Here is a 15,086-nt window from a genome sequence, read left to right on the forward strand (position 1 = left end):
ATAGCGAATCCAGTGTTGCGCGTAAAATAAAGTTATGCTCGGCCAGACGCTGACGAGCACGCTGAGGATCAAGGCCGCTGCGTGCGCAGACAATCGCTGTTTTAACCTCGCCATTGGCCTGCGCCAGCAGCACCTCGGCAGCGCTCCGCTCCAGCCCGGTCGCGAGCTGAACGATGCGCAGCGCGCGCTGCTGCAGCTTGTAGTTTGTCGCCTGGACATCGACCATCAAGTTGCCGTAGGTTTTCCCCAACAGGATCATGGTCCCCGTGCTGAGCATGTTGAGCACCATTTTTTGTGCAGTGCCGGCCTTCATCCGCGTGGACCCGGTAATGACCTCGGGCCCAACCACGGGCGCGATCATAATTTCTACAATAGCCTCAAGGGGAGTCGGACGATTGCAGGCCAGGCCGATGGTCAAGGTCCCCCGCTCACGAGCATAACTGGCGGCTCCCAGTGCGTAAGGCGTGCGTCCGCTGGCGGTGATGGCGACCAGGACATCGGCGGCCCCAACCTGTAAGCGCGCCGCATCCTCGCGTCCAGCTTCAGCGCTGTCTTCGACATCCTCATTGGCCTGGCTGAGCGCAGCAGGACCACCGGCAACCCAGCCAATGACAAGCTCTGGCGAAACGTTGAAGGTCGGGGGGCATTCCGAGGCATCCAGAGCACCAAGCCGCCCCGAAGTACCTGCCCCCATATAGACCAGGCGCCCACCACGGCGCAGGCGGTCGGCGATGGCCTCGATGGCACGGGCGATCTGCGGCAACTCTTGCCTGACTGCCTCAGCGACACGGGCGTCTTCAGCGTTAATGATCTGAACGATCTCTAAAGCGCTCTTGCGATCAATGTCGCGGCTGGCTGGGTTATCCTGCTCGGTGACCAGGGCGCTGAGGGCTGGCTCAGCGGGATGGTCAGGCTGTAAAGAGGCTGACATGTTGACTGCTCCTCATTCTCACACTAAAATAGCTCCCAGCCTCGGCTCGGCTTGCTTTGCCTTGCCACGCCTCGCTCTTCTCCCTCTCCTACCGGGCTGGGCTGCCTGGCATGGCCCCGGGCAATGCTACGAGAGCAGTTGCTCGCGCTTCATATGGGTATAAAAGACGTATTTATTGCCACAATAGACAGAAGAGGCGTACTCGATTGGTTGATTGCGCTCGGTATAGGTAACGCGCCGTGTGAAAAGGGCTGGGCTGCCGACAGGGACCTTGAGATACTGGGCTTCCTCGCTGCCGATGAGTCCGGCCTCTAGCTCCTGATCGGCTTCCAGCAAGGGCAGGCCGTATTTGGTCTCCAGCAGACGATAGAGCGAATTGTGCTCCAGGTCCTCTTCGAGGAGTTTTTCGCAACCGATAAAGCTGATATGCGAGACCTCGATAGCCAGTGGCTCCCCGTCAGCCAGACGCAGGCGGTGGAGGCGAAAGATCTGGAGCCCGGGCTTAATGCGCAGCCGCTCGGCGACCGCTTCGTCCGCTGGGCGCATCTCGGCTGAGAGAACGCGCGTACCAGGCTGCTGCCCACGAGCCTTCATATCCTCGGTAAAACCCGTCAGATGGATGAGCTGCTGGGTAATCTTGCGTCGGCTGACAAAGGTTCCTTTCCCTTGCTCACGGTAGAAGAGTCCTTCATTTACAAGCTCGGTGATCGCTTGCCGGGCAGTCATCCGGCTGATCCCGTATTGCTCGCCAAGCTCACGCTCGGAAGGGATCAGGTCCCCCGGTTTCCATTCGCCGCTCCGGATCTTTTCGCGCATGATCTCTTTGAGTTGATAGTAACGTGGCAATGGGCTTTTTCTCACGATCGTACTCATGGCTGTTCCTGTTCAGAAGATGTTTGCTCGCTTACTGACGTCACTCAAAAGTCCGTTCGGCCCTCGCTCGCAGCGGAACTCACTTTCAGGGCCTTGACGATCAAGGTCAACACAGATTACAGTATACCACATAGCCTGTCTACTTGGTATATTGTCTAGACCATAGACCCTCCCTCCCCTAAAGAAGCCCACGGTACCGTAACCGCATACTCCTCTCTATGGTCTACTTTGATAGTTGTATATACCACTAGGCTGGACGAGCACCAGCCAGTGCCCATTGCCTGCTGTGCTCTGGCCGGTGCGCTTGCTCAGGGGGCTACCGCCCTAGTGGCCGGCTGAAGGTTCAGCCTGGAGGCGGATAAAGGTCGGGAAGCCTTTGAACCAGGCGTGCAAAACCTCGACGCCGTCCTGATTCACAAAGCTGGCCTCTGCCGAGAGGAGCCGCTGCTCTTCGTCCTTCTCGACGAAGGTCACGGTGCAGGTGATAGTCTCTCCCGGGTAGACGGCCTTCAGATACTGAAAATGCATTTCGGTGGCCACAAAGCCCAGCAAGCCACCGATATGGGTGATCATGCTGCCGGTGAGCAGGCCAGGGAGGATGCGTCTTCCGTACCAGCTGGTCTGCGCAAAGGTCTCATCGACGTGATAGGGGTTATAGTCCCCTGTCAGGCCGCAGAACAGCGTCATGTCTCCTTCTGTAAAGGTGCGACGAAAGACATAGCGCTGCCCGGGCTGGATAGTTGCGAAGGCGCGGCGCACCTGCTCTTTGAACTCTGCTGATGCTGCCATAGGGATCTTGCTCTCCTCCTTTCTCCCGTCTCATGGGCAGAAAGTGGGCATCGTCAAATCTGACTCGCGCTTAGTGACGCCAGATGATCAGGGCATCGAGCACCTCCACCTGGTCGCCATTGGCCAGCAAGGGATTGATCTCTAGCACTTCCAGGTATGGGGCCAGGGTCTGGGCCAGCCGTGTGATTTGAGCGATCACGGCACTCAGGCGTTCCAAGTTGACGCCGGGCTGGTTGCGGAGACCGCGCAGCAGCGGGAAGCCGCGTAGCTCTTCGAGCATGGCCCGAATCTCGCGACGCTTGAGTGGTAGTGGGCGTAAGGCGATATCGTGGAGCACCTCGGCCCACAGGCCGCCGAGGCCGACGGTCAAGGTGGGGCCCCAGACCTGATCGGTGAAGACGCTGACCAGCAGTTCACTGCCCTGCTGGCGCATGGGACTGACGAGGATGCCCTCGATCGCGTTCGCGGGCACCTGCTGATGGGCTGCACTCAGGAGGCGCTCGAAGGCCCTTGCAACCGCCTCTTCGCTGCTGAGGTTCAGGGCAACGCCGCCGATGTCGCTTTTATGCAGTATCATAGGCGACTGGATCTTGAGGGCAACGGGAAAGCCGTAGTGGCGAGCGGCAGCCAGGGCCTCTGCAGGAGTGTGTGCCAGCTGGGCTGGTACAAGTGGGATGCCGGCCTGTTCCAGGAGTGCGCGCGTTTGGATCTCTGACCAGCTCCTCTCGTCAGGGGCGGCCAGCGCAGCCCCGTCCAGGGTCAGTACCGGCTCTGGCTCTGGTTCCTCAGTTGCGGGCTGCTGTGGTTGGTGGAGCTGCTCTGACCACCACAGTACCCGACCAAGGGCGCGCAGGCCATGCTCAAGCCCAGCTATGATGTGAAGGCCGGTTTGCTCGATGATAGGCAGGAGCGCGGCTGGCAGGTCGATGCAGCTATTTGAAACCAGCAGAATCGGGCGCGGCGAGCTATGCACCAGCTCAGCCAGGCGCTCATATTGGTTGTAAAGGACCTGCTGACTCTCAGGAGTGGGACGGCGCAGACCATCGATGCTCACCACATTGAGCACGAAGTCAAGCTGAGGGTCTTCGCGCACGATGGCCAGGGCCCGCTGTTGGAGCGTGCCATCGACAACCACATAGCCGGTCACATCGAGCGGATTGTGAGGCGTGGCAAAGGGTGGCAGCACAGTCTGCAATTGCTGGCGTGTCCTGTCGCTCAACTCGGGCAGGAGCAGGCCCTCGTCCTGGGCGCGATCGGCGATCAGATCGCAGGCGCCACCCGAAGGAGTGACCGCGCCCAGGCGCCGGCCCGGTAACGGACCGTGGTAGGCGGCCAGCGCCGTGGTTGTTAAGAGGTCCTCGAGGGAAGAGACACCAATGATGCCCAGTTGGCGCAGGGCGGCGGCGTTAACTGCCGCATCACCGACCAGGGCTCCCGTATGGGCAGCGGCGGCCCGGGAGCCGGCCTCGCTGCGACCAACCTTGAGCGCGACGAAGGCACAGCGCTGGGCCTGCGCTCGGGCGGCGAGCCGGCGCAGTGCCTCTGGCTGGCGAATGCTTTCGAGGAAGAGGGCCACGGCCCGCGTCGTGGAGTCGGCCAGGAGATACTCAAGTACATCGCACAGGCTGATCATTCCTTCGTTGCCCAGGGAGACCAGGAGACTGAGGCCGATGGCATGGGCCTGGGCAAAGGCTAGCACAGCGCTGGCCAGTGCCCCGCTCTGCAGCACCACGGCCACCGGTCCGCTGCGCAAGGGAAAATTGATGGGCAGTCCGTAGGGAGTAATGCCGGCGGCAGCGTTGATGAAGCCGTTCCCATTCGGCCCCAGGATCAGCAAGTCGTGGGCCTGAGCAAAGGCCAGCAGCTCCCGCTCTCGCTCTTCGCCCTGCGGGCCGGTCTCACGGAAGCCCGCTGTCAGCACCACAAAGTGGCGCACACCGCGCTCCGCTCCTTCGGCGACGACCGGCAGCACCTGGGAGGTCGGAACCATGACGAAGGCCAGATCTGCCGCCTCTGGCAGGGCGCTCAGCGTTGGCAGCGTAGCCTGCCCATGCGCATGCGGACGCCGTGGATTGATCAGATAGAGAGGTCCAGAAAAGGTGCTTGCTTTCAGGTTTTGCACGAGATAGGTGGACCAGCGCACTTCGTCGCTGGCTCCGACCACGGCGATGCTGCGCGGGTGGAAAAAAGCCTTCAGCCGCTCTGCTGCGATGGGTTTCTCTTGCTCCATGAGCCTTCATCCTTTGTGGCTGCGACATTGCACTGGTGCAACAATTGCAGCAGGTGCACTGCCAGCAGCGGCAGCTCTGGCCGCTGCTCCTGCTGCCTGCGTACTCTGCTGGCTGGCTGGCTGGATAGGCTGCTCGCGTGACCTTGCGTGACCTATTCTGCCAGACGGAAAAAGGGCAGAGGTGGGCGTCCACTCACCCGCTCAAAGCTGACCTGAACCGGGGCGCCAATGCGCACACGCTCGCGTGGCGCCTCAATCAGGCGAGTCATCAGGCGCACGCCTTCCTCTAGCTCAACGATGGCGATGATGAAAGGAGCCTCGGCGGCGAAGGGACCGAAAGCGCGGTGGACGACGCTATACGAGTAGATGGTCCCACGGCCCGAGGCGCTGACCCAGGTGAGCCGATCGCTATGGCAGTGAGGGCACAGGGTGCGCGGATAGAAGACGTGGCGCTGGCAAGACGTGCAAAACTGGATGCGTAGCTCCCCGTGCTGGATACCTTCCCAGTAAGGGGCTGACTCGGGATCGCTCTGGGGGAGGGCGTACGTTACTTCCTCACTCATGCTGCACTCTCTCTTTCAGTCCTTGCCGAGCAAGACGGTGGCTGCTGAAGATAGGACGCCGCCGGTGCCGTGGGCCAGAGCGAGACGGGCCCCGGGGACCTGGCGCGGCCCACACTCGCCGCGTAGCTGGCGTGTAGCCTCGATGAGCAGAAAGATGCCGTACATGCCAGGATGGCAGTAGGAGAGGCCACCGCCATTGGTGTTCATGGGAAAGGGGCCGCCCGGCGCGGTGCGCTGACCGCTGACAAAGGCCCCCCCCTCACCGAGCGGGCAAAAGCCAAGGGCTTCCAGGGTCATGATGACCGTGATCGTGAAGGAATCATAGATTTCGACAACGTCGATCTCTTCGGGCCGCAAGCCGGCCATACCAAAGGCTGTCTGGCCGGAAGCAATGGCGGCCTGATGAACTGCCAGGTCAGGCATGTTGGCGATCGTCGCATGGGTATGAGCTTCACCGTGGCCCAGCACCCAGACCGGCGGCTTGCGAGTCTGGCGCGCTCGCTCCGCTGAAGTCAGCACTACGGCCCCTCCGCCATCGGTGACGAGACAGCAGTCGAGCAGATGCAGCGGTTCAGCAATCCAGCGCGAGGCGAGCACATCCTCGATGGTGATGGGGTCGCGCATCATGGCCTTCTCGTTAAGCATAGCCCACTTCCGCGTCGCCACCGCTACTTCGGCTAGTTGCTCGCTGGTGGTGCCGAACTGGTGCATATGGCGCATAGCGGCCAGGGCGTAGGCCCCTACCGGCGTGGGCAGCCCAAATGGTCCCTCGAACTGTTCCGTGAGGCGGTATGCTGGGCTGATCCGGCCACGGGAGCGGTCCGAGCGCTGGGTGCTCCCGTAGACGATGAGGGCTACTTCGATGAGGCCGGCCTCAATGGCGGCGACTGCGTGCTCGATGTGGGCCTCAAACGAGGAGCCGCCGATATTGGTAGAGTCGCTATAGCGCGGTCTGAGACCGAGATACTCGGCCAGGGTCAGGGTGGGAGACCAGGACCAGTTGCCGGCGCAGAAGAGGGCGTCGACCTCGTCAAAGCTCAACCCGGCCTCTTCGAGGGCGGAGCGGGCAGCCTGAGCTTGCAGCTGCAGGACGGTCTTGTTGGGGGTATAGCCCAGGTCGGACTCGGCAACGCCGACAATGGCGGCGCGCGGGCTACGCGGCGCGGATGCTTTCGACATGCATGCCTCCAGCCTGTCTACGTGTTTGTAGTATTAGTGTATCATCTTTCCCCCGGTCCAGCCCAGATGCCGGCCAGGCGGCTCGCTGCCAATCACACAAGGCTCAGCGGGGTGAAAAGAAAATGACAAGGCTGCAAGTGGACGGCTGATCCTTTCGCGTGACATCGGTGGGCCAAAGAGGAGCGCTTTGCAGCGGCGGGGCGCACTCGGCCGTTCTATAAACAGGCGGCCAGTGCCAGCTCTGGAGAGAAGCCTGGCCATTGGCAAGACCAGGTCCAGCAACGGAAGGAGTCATCTCTACATGGATGAGGAGACGCTTGCGCAGGCGGAAGAAGCGCGCTTACATCAGGCGGCGAGCCATGAACGCAACTGGGAGCGTTGGGGCCCCTATCTGGCTGAACGCCAATGGGGGACGGTGCGCGAGGATTATTCCCCCGATGGAAACTGCTGGGACTATTTTCCCCATGATCACGCTCGTAGTCGTGTCTATCGCTGGGGAGAGGATGGACTGCTGGGTATCTGTGACCGTGAGTGTCGGCTCTGCTTTGCTGTAGCCCTATGGAATGGCCAGGACCCTATTCTCAAGGAGCGGCTCTTTGGGCTGACCAACGCCGAAGGCAATCACGGTGAGGACGTCAAAGAATACTATTTCTATCTCGATGCTGTGCCCAGCTCTGCCTATCTGCGCGCCCTCTACAAATACCCTCAACGAGCCTATCCCTATGCGCAGCTCCTTGAGGCGAATCGTCGGCGCTCTCGGGCGGAGCCGGAGTACGAGCTGCTCGATACTGGGATCTTTGAGGAAAATTGCTACTTTGATCTCGGCGTCGAATATGCTAAAGCCTCTCCCAATGACATCCTGATCCGCCTCACGGTGGCCAATCGTGGCCCCGAGACAGCGACGCTGCATCTACTGCCCACGCTCTGGTTTCGCAATACCTGGAGCTGGGGCCAGCAGGGTGAGGATTACTGGCCCAAACCTCGTCTGAGTACCCCCGATGGTCAGGCTCTCCTGGCCGAACATGTCTCGCTGGGCCGTTTCTGGCTGCTTGCCGAGCAACGGTCGGATCTGCCGACGCCGCGTCTCCTCTTCACAGACAACGAAACGAACTTCCAGCGTCTCTTTGGGGTTCCCAATGCCAGCCCTTACGTCAAGGATGCCTTCCATGCCTTTGTGGTCGAAGGGCGTCAGGAGGCGGTCAATCCAGCTCACGAGGGAACGAAAGCCGCCTTTTACTATGTGCTCACCCTGCCCGCTGCTCAGGAGTGTCAGTTACATCTGCGCCTCTTTGCCGAGAGCGAAGCGCCGACTGCTCCTTTTGGCGAGAGTTTCACGGCCCTCTTCTCCCAGCGCCAGCAAGAGGCCGACGCTTTCTATGCGGTGCGCATCCCGTCTGCGCTCCCTGAGCAGGCGCAGCGTGTGATCCGGCAAGCCAACGCCGGTCTCCTCTGGAATCGTCAATTCTACAACTATGACGTGGCCACCTGGCTCAAAGGCGATCCAACGCAGCCCTCGCCCCCGTCTTCTCGTCTCAGCGGGCGTAACCAGGACTGGAAGCATCTCTTCAATCGCGATATTCTCTCCGTCCCTGACAAATGGGAATACCCCTGGTATGCTGCCTGGGATCTGGCCTTCCATGCTGTCGCCTTTGCCGGCCTTGATCCTGACTTTGCCAAGCAGCAGCTGATCCTGCTCTTGCGCGAATGGTATATGCATCCCAATGGGCAGCTCCCAGCCTATGAGTTCGCCTTCTCGGACGCGAATCCGCCGGTCCATGCCTGGGCCTGCTGGCGGGTCTACAAGATGACGGCGGCTCGTGGCTCCCGCGATCTCCAGTTTCTGGCCCGTGCCTTTCATAAACTCCTCATCAATTTCACCTGGTGGGTCAACCGCAAAGATATCGCGGGCAGGCATCTCTTTAGTGGCGGCTTCCTGGGGCTCGATAACGTTGGCCTCTTCGACCGCTCACGCCCTCTCCCCGGAGGCGAGCAGCTAGAGCAGGCCGATGGCACTGCCTGGATGGCCTTCTACTGCCTGACGATGCTCTCCATCGCTCTGGAGCTAGCCCATGAAGATCATGCCTACGAAGATGTCGCCTCCAAGTTCTTCGAGCACTTCATTGCCATTGTAGACGCCATGAATGCCCTGGGTGGAAACGGCATGTGGGATGAAGAAGATGGCTTCTACTATGATCAGCTGCTCATCGATGGGCGCAGCCTGCCCCTGCGCGTGCGTTCGGCGGTCGGCCTCATTCCTCTCCTGGCGGTCGACATCCTCGACGACGAGCGCCTCGCCGCTCTGCCCGGCTTCAGCAAGCGCCTGCGCTGGTTCCTGGAGAATCGGCCCGATCTGGCCCGTCACATCTCCTACCTGCAAGGAGGTGGCCAACACTCGGAAGCGCATCGGCTCCTGGCCATTCCCTCGCGTGAGCGCCTGCTGCGAGTCCTGCGTTACCTTCTCGATGAGAGCGAGTTTCTCTCTCCCTATGGCATCCGCTCGCTCTCGCGTTACTACCGCAACCGCCCCTACACCATTGTGCTCGATGGTCAACAGCTCAGCATTGACTACGAGCCGGCGGAATCGCGCAGCGGCCTCTTTGGCGGTAACTCTAACTGGCGTGGCCCTATCTGGTTCCCATTGAACTACCTGCTAATCGAAGCCCTGGAACGCTACCATCGCTTCTACGGGGCGAGCCTCCTGATCGAGTGCCCCACCGGCTCAGGGAGACAGCTGACGCTGGCGCAGGTGGCTCAGGAGCTGACCAGGCGCCTGTGTCGTCTTTTCCTGCCCGACGAGCAAGGAAGCATTGCCTGGTGCGGAAGCGAACAACGCTTTCTGGCCGACCCCTACTGGCGCGATCTGGTCCTCTTTTACGAGTACTTTGACGGCGACACAGGGCGTGGTCTGGGCGCCAGCCATCAGACTGGCTGGACCGCTCTCATCGCTCGTCTGCTGACAGACCTGGCGAGCGAGACGGCGGCTCCCTGAGCATGAGCAAGAGGGGCTAACGCTAAGGGCGAAGACGCGAGCCAGGAGGGCCGTCGTCGGGCGAAATCAGACCGTGGCGAATGGCGAAGCGCACCAGGTGCGGGATATCGTGCAGTCCAAGCTTCTCCATAATATTGGCGCGGTGGGCCTGCACGGTTTTGACGCTCAGCACGAGCCGGTTGGCGATCTCCTGGCTGGTGTAGCCCTCGGCGACCAGTGTCAGGACCTCCAGCTCGCGCGGGCTGAGCACGCGCAGCTCATCGGCCAGCTTCTCTGACTCCTCACCAGGAGGCGACTCACGAGCAGGCTGGCTGCTCTCCTGCGTCTGACTCTCTTCCTGGGCCGTGCACTGTTCCAGGTAGACGCGGATCAGCGAGCGAGCCAGACCAGGGTAGAGGAAGGCCCCGTTGTCGGCCAGGGCGCGGACCGCGCTCTGTAGCTCGGCTGGCGCCGCCTTCTTGACCAGATAGCCGCTGGCCCCCACTCGCAGGGCCTGCAGAAAGTACTCCTCGCTATCGTGCATGGTGAGAATGAGGACCTGGGTCTCCGGCTGCTCAGCGCGGATACGACGGCAGGCCTCCAGGCCATCCATTTCTGGCATCGTGATGTCCATGACCACAATATCTGGCCGCAGTTGACGCGCCATCTCTACCGCCCCTCTGCCCGTCTTGGCCTCCCCAACAATGTGGATCTCCGGCTGCAGCGTTAACAACAGCTTCAGGCCCTGGCGCAAAATATCATGATCGTCGGCCAGCACCAGACGAATCGTACGATCAGCTGTACGACTGGCGCTGGCCGGCTGCCCATCCTCCATTGCTCTCTCCCTCCTTGCCTCCTCCTGTCAACAGTGCTTTATTATTAGGTAGTGTAAGGCCAGAAAGAGCCATTGCCAACCTGGCTCTGCCCGGGTGGGCGAGTTATGCTGGTCTCAGCCTCTGGCTCAGCACGGAAGGAAACGCGCCTCTGCTGCCCATGCATAGAGCGTGCCAGAAAGAGAACGACGATGCGGATCATCTGGGAATGGCTGCGGCGCTGGCAGCTCTCACTCTTTGAGAAAGTCATCCTCACCAACAGTCTACTCTTGCTCGCAGAAGCTGTCATGGCCCTCTGGGTGACCAGCCATGCACTGGAAGCCCATCATTTTCTCATTGACACTGCCTTTCTGGTAGCAGCCACCTTACTCAGTATTGCCATCAATGCCTTCCTCTTGCGAGCCAGCTTCAGACCGCTCTTTCGCCTGCTGGAAGTCATTCGCCAGGTCAGTGCGGGTAAGACCGAAGCTCGGGCCGAGTCAGCCCCCGCGGATTCCGAAGTAGGCCAGCTCGCCGCTGCCTTCAATACGATGCTAGACCGTCTGGAAGAGCTGCGCCGTCAGCAATCGGCACTGATTTTGCAGGCCAGAGAGGAAGAGCTGCGGCGCGTTTCTCGTGAATTGCACGATGAAAGCAGCCAGAATCTGACCGCTGTCCTGGTCTACTGTGAGATCCTTCTCCGAACCGTAGCGGGCCTGCCCGAAGAGAGTATGACGAGTGAGACGCGCCAGCAGCTCATTGCAAGCTGCCAGCAGTTAAGCGAGCTGGCCCAGCAGACGCTCGATGCCGTTCGTCAGCTTTCCCAGCGCCTGCGCCCGCCCGTGCTCGATGACCTGGGGCTGGTCGCGGCCTTACGCTGGCTGGTTGAGGATTGCCGTCGGCGCTTTTGCCTGCCAGTTGAGCTGACTATCGAAGAGCAGGCGCTCTGGCAACGCTTGCCTTCCCCTTATGAGACTACTCTCTTTCGCATTGCTCAGGAGGCGCTTACCAACGTGGCCCGGCATGCGCGTGCCAACCAGGCCCAGCTCTCGCTGCGGCTGACCTCCAGCGCGATCCAGCTCTCTATTCGAGATGATGGCCTGGGCTACGATCCAGGGCAGCGCAGCAACGGTCTGGGACTGGTGAGCATGCGGGAGCGCGCTGCTCTCCTCGGGGGCAAACTCTCTATCGATGCGTGCCCGGGCCAGGGAACGCATGTTGAGGCCATTCTCCCTCTACCAGCGACCTGAAGAGAGATCTTGCTTGCCAGACCTCGTCGCCGCGCTTTCCTCGCGCGCGCTTTCCTCGCGCGTGCCGGTCCTGTTTGCTCTCCTGCCTTCAGCTCAGGCCACTTCCAGATGGAGGATCTGCTGCTGCGGCGTAAAGCCTTTGGCATGCGCCTCTATTTTGATGGCCCAGGCGCCTGGCATTGAGAAAAAGACCAGCACGCTATAGCTGCCATGCCCTTCCTGCCGAATATGGATCGGCGTTGGCCCCATGGCCATGTCTGGCATCCAGGCCGAAGAGCTGACCTGAGCCTGCTCGATGGGGGTCCCCTGGGGATCAGTGAGCTGCAGCTGCAAGCGTGCTGTCCCCACGCGCAACGGTGGCCCTTCCGTGACGTGCACCTGGAGCACAGCCGGGACCTGGACAGGCCAGAATGCAGCCAGCGTCAAGGCCGCTACGCAAGAACAAGCCAGCAGCAGCCAAAAAATCGGGCGTACACGCATAAGCGCTCACCCTCTCGGCGTGGTATCCTTCTCCTCTTCACGTGCGATCTCACGTCGCATCTGCGCCAGGCTGGAAGCGCTCGCAGGCTGGCGGCCCAGGCTCCGACCCAGACCAAGACCGGCGCCACCACCGACGAGCAAACCGGCAATGGCGGCCACGCTCACCCACAGTGGCAAATTACTTGCTCCACCCGAGGTCGACGAAGTTGAGGAGCCAGAAGCCTGAGCCGGCGGAGCAGGAGCAGGTGTCGAGGTCGTGCTGCTTGCCCCTGTGGGCTTTACAGTGAAGATAAAGGCCCCCTCGGCTTCGTCACCGTCCTCTGCCGAGACAGTGATCCAGCGCACGATGTAGACCCCATTGCCGTCCGGTTTGATGCGTACCGACATCTCGCGTGGATTATTCAAAGGAATAGAGGCATTCCCCTGGCTAATGAGCGCCCCATCTGGCCCGTAGACGAACAGATTACTTTTACTGGGATCGGGATTCACATTCTCAGCGGTGAAGACTGTCACAGTCGATGGTACCTGGCTAATCGTTGAACCAATTTTAGGATTGGCATCGATGACCTTAGCGTGGGCCGAAACAGGCTTGACACCAACAACGAAGAGCAGCAACGCGCTCAAAAGCAATGCACAGCCCAGCTGCACCGAGCGCATGAGTCGCCACGTAGAGTAGAGCATAGTTAGCGTCCTCACTTTTTCATCTCCGCAAGTGGCTCCTGCTCTGGCCAGATCGCTGCCCCACCAGACGCTCTCCCCATTCGTTTCATGGAGGAATGGACAGCTCCAGGCCAGACAGCCTCTGATCCTAGCATAAGAAGCTGCTTACCAGCTGTCCATTAGGAAGAATCCCTATTCTGCTCTCCAGGCACCGTAAGGTGTTCTGATGAAAGGACCAGGTCAGCGAAGGAAGAAGCTGCCCCTGGGCGATCGGGAGCCAGAGAGGTATGCTCCAGAAAAAGCTAGTCGGTCAATACCTGCCAGGAGTGGCCCCCGTCCTGGCTGAAAAGCACGCTGGCGGGATAGAAAAAAGCGGCATAAAGCAGAGTGGACTGCCTCGGCGAGAGCTGCAACGTCATCAGGTCGCTGCGCGAGAAGGTAAAGCGTTTCTGCCAACTGGTGCCCTGATCTGAGGAGAACCACAGATCGCGACCGGCCAGGGCATAAAGAACGTGGCCATCAGCTGAGGTAACCAGACGTGTCAGGGAAGCATTCGGTGTAGGACCACTCAGGTGAGTGATCTGTCTGCTGCCATCTTGCCAGCGATAAAGGCCCTCATCGGTAGCACAGAAGATCAGGCGTGGCTGAGTCCGCGTGGCGGTCAGACTGAGAACCGTCCCATTGACTCCCTGGATGCGCTGCCAGTGACTCCCATCATCGCTTGTTTCGAAGAGGCCCTGATCGCCCCCGAGCAAGAGATGATGGGGCTGCGCTGGATCGATCAAGAACAAAGGGGTTTGCATTGCCGAGAGCGCCCCGCTCGTAATAGGGCGCCAATGCGCTCCGAAGTCTGTTGTTTCGTACCAGCCGGCGTAGACAAAGAACGCATAGAAGTGACCAACAGGACCACTACCCGCTTGCACTGAAAAAGGATAGGCCGAGGATGGCAGATGAGAAGGATTGCTCAGGCGCCAGCTCTTGCCCCCGTCGCGGCTAATATAGACGCCAGACTGCTCGCTGCCGATTCCGCTTGGTACAGCGATCACTGCGAGCACACTGGGATCGCCCGGAGCGGGCGCAATCGAGGTCACCATTGCCGGCGCCAGTGCACCGCGCGGCTGGGGCCAGCTCTTGCCGCCATCATCGCTCATAAAAAGACCGAAATGTGTTCCCAGATAGAGACTGCGCCCATCACCTCCTACGGCCAGTGTGTGCAGGTGCGTCTCCGGGTTTGAGAGTGGACGCCCTGGCACGGTTGGATCGGTCGCGCTGCGGCGATTGCTTAAAAGCTCCCAGCTGGCGGCCACAATTACCGCGAGCAACACGATGGCCAGAAGGACATATGGCCCTCGCCTCTGCCGCCCCCCTGCTTTCGACCCTGACTCCTGCGAAACAAGCTCACCCTGCGAACGCTGCTGTGAAGTCGCCATTGTGCCTCTTTCATCCACACGCTCGGACTCACGACCCTGGATGCAGAACGGCCTGGTTGCTCAGCGGGCGACAACCAGGATTGGCCCGGCCCGGCGATTGTCCCTACAGAAAAACATTACCATCGAAGGTCAATAGGGAAGATTCCTGATGGCACCTGATCGTGATCCGCGACTGCCGAGCCGCCTCTTGTCCGTCAGAGAGCGAGAGCTATCAGCGCGGCCTTGCTCTGCTCTTGACCCCTCCCCGGGGGGTGTGGTACACTGAGAAGGGTAGCCTCCATGACCATGACAGGCAGTACGGACAGCAGAAAGGAGCCAGCCGCTGTGCAAGACGAACGCCGTCGTGACATATTGAAACGGCTCTCCTACATCAAGGGCCATCTCGACGGCATCTCCAAGATGGTAGAAGAGGACAAATACTGTGTTGATATCCTACGTCAGAGTTATGCTGTACGTCGGGCACTAGAGAAAGTAGAAGCCATTCTTCTCGAAGGGCATCTGCATACCTGCGTTCCCGAAGGTATTAAGAGTGGGCGTCAGGAGGCCGTCATTGCAGAACTCCTGCAACTTTTTACCCTTGCAGGCAACCACTTGAAGGCCCAGGAGGCTGGTGAGCTGCCTCCTATGGAGGAATGAAGAGTAAGAAAGAAAGGATGATGAGGAAAGGATATGAGTACCGCCAGCACCTCGGTGACGCTTATCTCACCAGACATTTCCTGTGAGCACTGTCAGCGAGCCATTGAAAGCACACTGGGTACGCTGCAAGGCGTCGAACGGGTGAGGGTCGACATCGCAGACAAGAGCATCCAGCTCTCCTATGACCCAGCGCGGATCTCGCTCGAGCAAATTGAAAAGCAGCTCGACGAAATCGGCTATAGCATTGTCCACTGACGAAGCAGTCGGGCTGTAACGAGCCGGTCC

At 60.4% G+C, this 15,086-nt stretch carries 14 protein-coding genes; 4 read left to right on the forward strand and 10 right to left on the reverse strand.

Annotation, left to right across the window (positions count from 1 at the left end):
* From murQ to BGC09_RS20925, 6 genes are all read right to left on the reverse strand, one after another.
* Positions 1-931 (reverse strand): N-acetylmuramic acid 6-phosphate etherase (gene murQ / locus BGC09_RS20900; protein WP_069806143.1); only part of this gene is annotated, 931 nt, incomplete at its 3' end.
* 126 nt (positions 932-1,057) lie between these two features.
* A complete protein-coding gene (locus tag BGC09_RS20905; RefSeq protein ID WP_084659202.1) occupies positions 1,058-1,804 on the reverse strand; it encodes a GntR family transcriptional regulator in 747 nt (248 codons plus the stop codon).
* 324 nt (positions 1,805-2,128) lie between these two features.
* Positions 2,129-2,593: a MaoC family dehydratase gene (locus tag BGC09_RS20910; RefSeq protein ID WP_069806145.1), complete on the reverse strand. Its 465-nt coding sequence runs from the start codon at positions 2,591-2,593 to the stop codon at positions 2,129-2,131.
* 70 nt (positions 2,594-2,663) lie between these two features.
* On the reverse strand, positions 2,664-4,823 hold the full coding sequence (locus tag BGC09_RS20915; protein ID WP_069806146.1) for an acetate--CoA ligase family protein: 2,160 nt from the start codon (positions 4,821-4,823) through the stop codon (positions 2,664-2,666).
* 152 nt (positions 4,824-4,975) lie between these two features.
* Positions 4,976-5,386, reverse strand: a complete 411-nt coding sequence (locus tag BGC09_RS20920) for a Zn-ribbon domain-containing OB-fold protein (protein ID WP_069806147.1) — start codon at positions 5,384-5,386, stop codon at positions 4,976-4,978.
* 15 nt (positions 5,387-5,401) lie between these two features.
* Positions 5,402-6,565: an acetyl-CoA acetyltransferase gene (locus BGC09_RS20925; RefSeq protein ID WP_069806148.1), complete on the reverse strand. Its 1,164-nt coding sequence runs from the start codon at positions 6,563-6,565 to the stop codon at positions 5,402-5,404.
* Between the two features lie 301 nt (positions 6,566-6,866).
* Between BGC09_RS20925 and BGC09_RS20930 the strand changes: the two genes are divergently transcribed.
* Positions 6,867-9,554: an MGH1-like glycoside hydrolase domain-containing protein gene (locus BGC09_RS20930; protein ID WP_069806149.1), complete on the forward strand. Its 2,688-nt coding sequence runs from the start codon at positions 6,867-6,869 to the stop codon at positions 9,552-9,554.
* 22 nt (positions 9,555-9,576) lie between these two features.
* Here the strand turns inward: BGC09_RS20930 and BGC09_RS20935 are convergent, their stop codons facing one another.
* The gene (locus BGC09_RS20935) at positions 9,577-10,368 is read right to left on the reverse strand and encodes a response regulator (protein ID WP_069806150.1); all 792 of its coding nucleotides are present in this window, start codon (positions 10,366-10,368) and stop codon (positions 9,577-9,579) included.
* A gap of 189 nt (positions 10,369-10,557) precedes the next feature.
* Between BGC09_RS20935 and BGC09_RS20940 the strand changes: the two genes are divergently transcribed.
* Positions 10,558-11,595 (forward strand): sensor histidine kinase, encoded by a 1,038-nt coding sequence (locus tag BGC09_RS20940; RefSeq protein ID WP_069806151.1) that lies wholly within the window; start codon positions 10,558-10,560, stop codon positions 11,593-11,595.
* A 93-nt stretch (positions 11,596-11,688) separates the two neighbouring features.
* Here the strand turns inward: BGC09_RS20940 and BGC09_RS20945 are convergent, their stop codons facing one another.
* The 3 genes from BGC09_RS20945 to BGC09_RS20955 form a co-directional block, all read right to left on the reverse strand.
* A complete protein-coding gene (locus BGC09_RS20945; RefSeq protein WP_069806152.1) occupies positions 11,689-12,075 on the reverse strand; it encodes a FixH family protein in 387 nt (128 codons plus the stop codon).
* A 6-nt stretch (positions 12,076-12,081) separates the two neighbouring features.
* Positions 12,082-12,756 (reverse strand): copper resistance CopC family protein, encoded by a 675-nt coding sequence (locus BGC09_RS20950; protein WP_069806153.1) that lies wholly within the window; start codon positions 12,754-12,756, stop codon positions 12,082-12,084.
* A 281-nt stretch (positions 12,757-13,037) separates the two neighbouring features.
* The gene (locus BGC09_RS20955) at positions 13,038-14,165 is read right to left on the reverse strand and encodes a WD40/YVTN/BNR-like repeat-containing protein (RefSeq protein ID WP_069806154.1); all 1,128 of its coding nucleotides are present in this window, start codon (positions 14,163-14,165) and stop codon (positions 13,038-13,040) included.
* Between the two features lie 324 nt (positions 14,166-14,489).
* Here BGC09_RS20955 and BGC09_RS20960 point away from each other — a divergent pair, with 324 nt between their 5' ends.
* On the forward strand, positions 14,490-14,801 hold the full coding sequence (locus BGC09_RS20960) for a metal-sensitive transcriptional regulator (protein ID WP_218104130.1): 312 nt from the start codon (positions 14,490-14,492) through the stop codon (positions 14,799-14,801).
* A 33-nt stretch (positions 14,802-14,834) separates the two neighbouring features.
* Positions 14,835-15,056, forward strand: coding sequence for a heavy-metal-associated domain-containing protein (locus BGC09_RS23595; protein ID WP_069806155.1), 222 nt, complete (start codon positions 14,835-14,837; stop codon positions 15,054-15,056).
* The last annotated feature ends 30 nt before the right edge of the window (positions 15,057-15,086 follow it).

The organism is Thermogemmatispora onikobensis, from assembly GCF_001748285.1.
GTDB lineage: Bacteria > Chloroflexota > Ktedonobacteria > Ktedonobacterales > Ktedonobacteraceae > Thermogemmatispora > Thermogemmatispora onikobensis.

Bases quoted from the DNA above. Each gene is read 5' to 3' on its own strand.
- BGC09_RS20950 (WP_069806153.1), bottom strand. From the start codon at position 12,756: ATGCTCTACTCTACGTGGCGACTCATGCGCTCGGTGCAGCTGGGCTGT.
- BGC09_RS20920 (WP_069806147.1), bottom strand. From the start codon at position 5,386: ATGAGTGAGGAAGTAACGTACGCCCTCCCCCAGAGCGATCCCGAGTCA.
- BGC09_RS20935 (WP_069806150.1), bottom strand. From the start codon at position 10,368: ATGGAGGATGGGCAGCCGGCCAGCGCCAGTCGTACAGCTGATCGTACG.
- BGC09_RS20930 (WP_069806149.1), top strand. From the start codon at position 6,867: ATGGATGAGGAGACGCTTGCGCAGGCGGAAGAAGCGCGCTTACATCAG.
- BGC09_RS20915 (WP_069806146.1), bottom strand. From the start codon at position 4,823: ATGGAGCAAGAGAAACCCATCGCAGCAGAGCGGCTGAAGGCTTTTTTC.
- BGC09_RS20910 (WP_069806145.1), bottom strand. From the start codon at position 2,593: ATGGCAGCATCAGCAGAGTTCAAAGAGCAGGTGCGCCGCGCCTTCGCA.
- BGC09_RS20940 (WP_069806151.1), top strand. From the start codon at position 10,558: ATGCGGATCATCTGGGAATGGCTGCGGCGCTGGCAGCTCTCACTCTTT.
- BGC09_RS20925 (WP_069806148.1), bottom strand. From the start codon at position 6,565: ATGTCGAAAGCATCCGCGCCGCGTAGCCCGCGCGCCGCCATTGTCGGC.
- BGC09_RS20945 (WP_069806152.1), bottom strand. From the start codon at position 12,075: ATGCGTGTACGCCCGATTTTTTGGCTGCTGCTGGCTTGTTCTTGCGTA.
- BGC09_RS20955 (WP_069806154.1), bottom strand. From the start codon at position 14,165: ATGGCGACTTCACAGCAGCGTTCGCAGGGTGAGCTTGTTTCGCAGGAG.
- BGC09_RS23595 (WP_069806155.1), top strand. From the start codon at position 14,835: ATGAGTACCGCCAGCACCTCGGTGACGCTTATCTCACCAGACATTTCC.
- BGC09_RS20905 (WP_084659202.1), bottom strand. From the start codon at position 1,804: ATGAGTACGATCGTGAGAAAAAGCCCATTGCCACGTTACTATCAACTC.